Genomic DNA, 5,663 nt, shown 5'->3' with positions numbered 1-5,663 from the left:
TGGATAAGGCTTTTAGACTTTTTTTCCCTCAAAAAGTGCCTACCATTGGGGTGATCGGGGGTAAAATTCAGGTACTTTTTCCCTGAAAATTGGGTAACTGATACTAAATCCGTTGAGTATAGGCTACTTATGAAGACAGGCAAAAGGCACTCATGCAAAAGGCAAAAGGAGGAATAGATAATCAGTCTTTAATAACCAGATTTAGTATAAAAACGGATTTGGTATGACAAAGAGTCTCTAAGAAAAAAAGATGTTAGCGATAACATCTTTTTGGCATTTTTTACAATTTAACCTCAATATCAACCCCTGCGGGTAAATCTAATTTCATCAAAGCATCGATTGTCTTAGAAGAGGGTTGGTAAATATCAATAATGCGGCGATGGGTGCGGGTTTCAAAATGTTCACGGGAGTCCTTGTCAACGTGAGGGGAACGCAGGACACAATAAATCTTTCTTTTGGTCGGTAGGGGAATCGGTCCGATCGCCGTGGCGTTAGTTCTATTGGCAGTATCGACAATCTTCTCACAGGAAGTATCGAGTAAGCGCCGGTCAAAAGCTTTCAAACGAATGCGAATTTTCTGTTGTTGTAAAGTAGCCATAATTTCACCTATTGCAATTGTCAAGGTACGAGATAAAGACAGTAACGGAGCAGCTTTTAAATTCACTGCCCCGTTAATTAGTAGATTAGCCTACTTGATAATTTTCGAGATAACACCAGAACCGATGGTGCGACCACCTTCGCGAATAGCGAAGCGCATACCCTGTTCAATAGCGATCGGGTTGATCAGTTCCACGGTCATTTTGATCCGGTCCCCCGGCATGACCATTTCTACTGTTTCTCCCTCGTCGGAGGTGTAGTCTTGGATAGTGCCAGTTACGTCGGTCGTCCTTACATAGAACTGAGGACGATAGTTTTTAAAGAAAGGAGTGTGACGACCACCTTCTGCTTGAGTTAACACATATACCTCACCTTCAAACTGGGTGTGGGGTTTGATTGTACCCGGTTTAGCGATAACCATGCCGCGCTCGATGTCGGTTTTTTGGATACCACGTAGAAGGATACCAGCGTTATCGCCAGCCATTCCTTCTTCAAGACTTTTCTTGAACATTTCGATCCCAGTAACGGTGGTGGGGCGAGTTTCTCTGATCCCGACCAATTCCACGTTATCACCCACTTTTACCTTACCGCGTTCGATCCGACCGGTAGCCACCGTCCCCCGACCAGTAATCGAGAATACGTCTTCTACCGCCATCAGGAAGGGTTTATCGATCGCCCGTTCAGGAGTGGGAATATAGCTATCCACCGCGTCCATTAATTCATAAATCGCATCTACCCACTCGTTATCGCCTTTTTGGGCTTTGGGGTTTTTGGTCATGTACTCGACGGCTTCTTTAGCAGAACCAGCAATAATGGGGATATCGTCGCCAGCAAAGTCGTAACTGCTGAGAAGTTCTCGCACTTCCAGTTCTACGAGTTCCAGTAACTCCTCATCATCCACCATATCTTTTTTGTTGAGGAAGACGACCAGGTTAGGTACACCCACCTGACGAGCCAGCAGGATATGTTCCCGGGTTTGGGGCATGGGGCCATCAGCGGCCGAGACCACGAGAATACCACCGTCCATCTGTGCCGCACCGGTGATCATGTTTTTTACATAGTCCGCGTGGCCGGGGCAGTCAACGTGAGCATAGTGGCGATCAGCGGTTTCGTACTCAACGTGAGCGGTGTTGATGGTGATCCCGCGAGCCTTTTCTTCAGGAGCGGCATCGATTTCATCGTATTTTTTAGCTTGGGCATTACCCAGAGCCGCTAGGGTCATAGTGATAGCGGCGGTGAGGGTAGTTTTGCCGTGGTCAACGTGACCGATCGTACCGATGTTAACGTGGGGTTTCGTCCGTTCAAATTTAGCGCGTGCCATTTACTTTCTGTTCCTTTGTTTTTTTTTCTTCTTCAGCTGGGTGAACAGTAATCAGTCACCAGAGATCAGTTTTAAGTTAGCAGTTATTAGAGTTGACCGACCAACTTTAAATGATCGGTTTGTCTTCACTGCTCACCGGTCACTGGTCACTGATTAGCCGTTCCCTTTACTTTTGGTGATAATCGTCTCGGCCACGTTGCGGGGGACTTCTTCGTAATGGCTAAATTCCATGGTGAAGATGCCCCGTCCTTGGGTTTTGGAGCGAATATCAGTGGCGTAACCAAACATTTCCGCTAGGGGAACTTTAGCGGAGACTTTGGCGATGCCGGTCTCGGTTTCTTGACCTTCGATTTGTCCCCGACGGGAGTTAAGATCACCGATGACGTTACCGATGAAGTCTTCGGGTACTTCCACCTCAACCTTCATCATCGGTTCTAGGAGAACGGGAGAAGCTTTCATCACCGCTTCTTTGATCGCCATGGAACCGGCAATCTTAAAGGCCATCTCGGAGGAGTCCACATCGTGGAAAGAACCATCCACCAGGGTTGCCTTCAGGTCGATGACGGGATAACCCGCTACGATCCCCGATTCGCAAGCTTCCTTCATCCCTTGTTCTGACGGGTTGATGTATTCTTTGGGGATAGCACCACCGACAATTTTGGAGACAAAAACAAAGCCAGACCCCGGTTCACCCGGTTCGAGTTCGATGACGACGTGGCCGTACTGCCCTTTACCGCCACTTTGACGGATAAATTTACCCTCAGCCCGTACGGGTTTCCGCACAGTTTCCCGATAGGCAACTTGGGGAGCGCCCACCGTCGCTTCGACTTTATATTCCCGGAGCATTCGATCGACCAGGATTTCCAGGTGCAGTTCTCCCATCCCGGCGATTACCGTTTGATTGGTTTCGGGATCAACTTTGACCCGGAAGGTGGGATCTTCATCGGAGAGAGCTTGCAGAGCTTTGCTGAGTTTCTCGATGTCCTGTTTGGTTTTCGGTTCCACCGCCACGGAGATAACCGGTTCGGGGATAAAGAGGGATTCTAGGATAATCGGGTTTTTCTCATCACAGAGGGTATCCCCAGTAATGGTGTTTTTCAGTCCGATCGCCGCTCCTAGATCACCGGCGCGCAGTTCATCCACTTCGATCCGTTCGTTGGATTTGAGGACAATCAGGCGAGCGATCCGTTCTTTGGTTCCTTTGGTGGAGTTGTAGGCGTAGCTGCCTTTGGCCAAAACCCCAGAATAAACCCGCAGGAAGGTTAAACGACCGAAGGGATCGGCCATGATTTTGAAGGCGAGAGCAGAGAAGGGAGCATCATCTTTCGCTTCCCGGATTTCTTCGGTTCCGTCGGGGAGAATCCCTTTAACGGCAGCTACTTCCGAGGGCGAGGGCAGATAATCGACGACGGCATCGAGGAGCAGTTGTACCCCTTTGTTTTTGAAGGCTGAACCGCAGAGGACGGGAACAATTGTACCTGCAATCGTCCCTTCTCTGAGACCGCGTTTGATTTCCGCTTCGGTGAGTTCTTCACCTTCTAGATATTTTTCTAGGAGTTCTTCATCAGCTTCCGCTACAGCTTCCACCAGTTGCAGGCGGAATTCTTCGGCCTTTTTCAATAAGTCTTCGGGAATGTCGGTTTCTTCTATGTCTTTCCCTAGATCGTCCTTATATATATAGGCGCGCATCTTGACGAGATCAACGATCCCGCTCAGTTCGCTTTCTGCGCCGATCGGCATTTGGATGGGAACGGCGTTAGTTCTGAGGCGATCTCTTAATTGTTCGTAAACTTTGAAGAAGTTCGCTCCCGTTCTGTCCATTTTGTTGATAAAGGCAATCCGGGGTACTTTGTACCGATCGGCTTGTCTCCAGACGGTTTCCGATTGGGGTTGTACACCACCAACAGAGCAGAAAACCGCCACTACTCCATCGAGTACCCGCATGGAACGTTCCACTTCAATGGTGAAATCGACGTGACCGGGGGTATCAATGATGTTGATGCGATGATCTTGCCAACTGGTACTGATGGCGGCGGCGGTGATGGTGATTCCCCGCTCCCGTTCCTGTTCCATCCAGTCGGTAATTGCCGTTCCGTCGTGGACTTCGCCCAGTTTATGAGCGACTCCCGTGTAGAACAGGATTCTTTCTGTTGTCGTTGTTTTGCCCGCGTCTATATGAGCGGCGATTCCGATGTTTCGCACTCTCTCTAGCGGGATAGTCCGTGCCACAGCAACCTCCTTGCTTTGCTTGCCAGTGAAATTGGATTTTGTTCCAGTATTTTTTACACTATTTACAATTCTATACTTTTCTTGACAGTTTTTTTAGCGGCAGAGGTCTGGTCTACCGCCCTAAGTATGGTTTAGTAACGATAGTGGGCGAAGGCTTTGTTTGCTTCTGCCATGCGGTGGGTTTCTTCCCGCTTTTTGATCGTGCCGCCGGTTTCATTGGCCGCATCCATGATCTCGTTGGCCAGTTTACCGGCCATGGTTTTGCCGCCTCTAGTCCGAGCATAATGAACCAACCAGCGTAGTGCTAATGTACTACCACGATTGGTGCGTACTTCCATCGGTACTTGATAGGTGGCTCCACCGACCCGGCGGGCTTTCACTTCCACTAGGGGAGTGGCGTTTTTAACGGCTTTTTCAAATACTTCTAGGGGTTCTTGACCGGTACGTTCGCCGACGGTTTTCAGGGCATCGTAAACGATATTAGCGGCCAGGGATTTTTTGCCCGATCGCATGATCCGGCGGATGGTCATGCTGACTAAACAGCTATTGTAAACGGGATCGGGGGGAATAGGACGTTTTTTGACGTTTTTACGGCGAGACATCGGAGTATTCCTGAATTTTCTAGGTTAACTTTAACTTTTGCTTGACAGTCGGATGATTACAGCCCATCTCAAACCCTCTCCTGCGAGTCTTCAGTCTCTTGGGTTAACTTTGACCGACTCGGTGGGAGTATTTTTTTGGTTAATCAATTTCCTGTTTATTTAGCGGCGGGTTTGGGGCGTTTGGTTCCGTACTTAGACCGCGCCTTTTGACGGTTTTTCACCCCGGTGGCATCGAGGGTGCCGCGAATGATGTGATATCTGACTCCGGGCAGATCTTTAACCCGACCGCCCCGAATTAGGACGACGGAGTGTTCTTGCAGGTTATGACCGATGCCCGGGATATAGGCTGTCACCTCAAATCCAGAGGTCAAACGTACCCTAGCCACTTTCCGTAGGGCTGAGTTGGGTTTTTTCGGTGTGGTGGTATATACTCTTGTACAAACTCCCCGACGTTGGGGGCATTGTTTGAGGGCGGGAGATTTGGTTTTTCTTTTCGCTTTGGATCTTTCGTCGCGTATTAATTGCTGAATGGTGGGCATGATAGGGCTGTATCTAAGGTTACTCTGAACTCCTATTACCGAAGGTCAAATCGTTGACAAAAGGCCATTATAGCAAATTGTTGCTCTTGTTGTCAAGTCGCTTGTTGTGCTTTTCTCCGGTTTAGATGTTAGAGATTGTCTTTTTCTTGGGCGGCGGCGGCACTTAATTCGAGCGTTATTAGGCGATAAAACTACAGCTTCGTTGTTTTGGCTTGATCATGCAATTGTAGCGATAATTATCGCCTAATTAATCGGCTAATGTCTGAAAAACTGTCTCTAGCTAACCTCATCGAAAATTTTGGGTCTGAAACCCCGTCGTTCTACGACGGCTTTACCGTTAAATACTAGCGCATTTACCAAATATATGCTAAAATG

5 protein-coding genes are annotated in these 5,663 nt (G+C 48.5%); all 5 read right to left on the bottom strand.

All coding sequences use genetic code 11. The features are described 5' to 3' along the window. Positions 1-280 precede the first annotated feature (280 nt). Entirely contained in the window at positions 281-598 is a 318-nt protein-coding gene (gene rpsJ / locus BGL89_RS20720) for a 30S ribosomal protein S10 (RefSeq protein ID WP_002800099.1), read from the bottom strand. A gap of 90 nt (positions 599-688) precedes the next feature. Then, complete coding sequence (tuf, locus tag BGL89_RS20715) at positions 689-1,918, bottom strand: elongation factor Tu (protein ID WP_286827414.1); 1,230 nt, start codon at positions 1,916-1,918, stop codon at positions 689-691. Between the two features lie 153 nt (positions 1,919-2,071). After that, positions 2,072-4,147 carry an elongation factor G gene (gene fusA / locus BGL89_RS20710; RefSeq protein ID WP_286827413.1) on the bottom strand — a complete coding sequence of 692 codons (2,076 nt, stop codon included), beginning with the start codon at positions 4,145-4,147 and terminating at the stop codon, positions 2,072-2,074. Between the two features lie 131 nt (positions 4,148-4,278). Next, positions 4,279-4,749, bottom strand: coding sequence for a 30S ribosomal protein S7 (gene rpsG, locus BGL89_RS20705; protein ID WP_002739653.1), 471 nt, complete (start codon positions 4,747-4,749; stop codon positions 4,279-4,281). 155 nt (positions 4,750-4,904) lie between these two features. After that, complete coding sequence (gene rpsL / locus BGL89_RS20700; protein ID WP_002740176.1) at positions 4,905-5,288, bottom strand: 30S ribosomal protein S12; 384 nt, start codon at positions 5,286-5,288, stop codon at positions 4,905-4,907. Positions 5,289-5,663 lie beyond the last annotated feature (375 nt).

The sequence above is a fragment of the Microcystis sp. LSC13-02 genome, assembly GCA_002282935.1.
Taxonomy (GTDB): domain Bacteria; phylum Cyanobacteriota; class Cyanobacteriia; order Cyanobacteriales; family Microcystaceae; genus Microcystis.
Note: the sequence above shows the minus strand (reverse complement) of the source record. Positions and strands in the feature narration are given on the sequence as shown.

What these genes read in the sequence shown, in the direction of transcription:
- rpsJ (WP_002800099.1), bottom strand. Translation starts at nt 598, where the DNA reads ATGGCTACTTTACAACAACAGAAAATTCGCATTCGTTTGAAAGCTTTT.
- tuf (WP_286827414.1), bottom strand. Translation starts at nt 1,918, where the DNA reads ATGGCACGCGCTAAATTTGAACGGACGAAACCCCACGTTAACATCGGT.
- rpsG (WP_002739653.1), bottom strand. Translation starts at nt 4,749, where the DNA reads ATGTCTCGCCGTAAAAACGTCAAAAAACGTCCTATTCCCCCCGATCCC.
- rpsL (WP_002740176.1), bottom strand. Translation starts at nt 5,288, where the DNA reads ATGCCCACCATTCAGCAATTAATACGCGACGAAAGATCCAAAGCGAAA.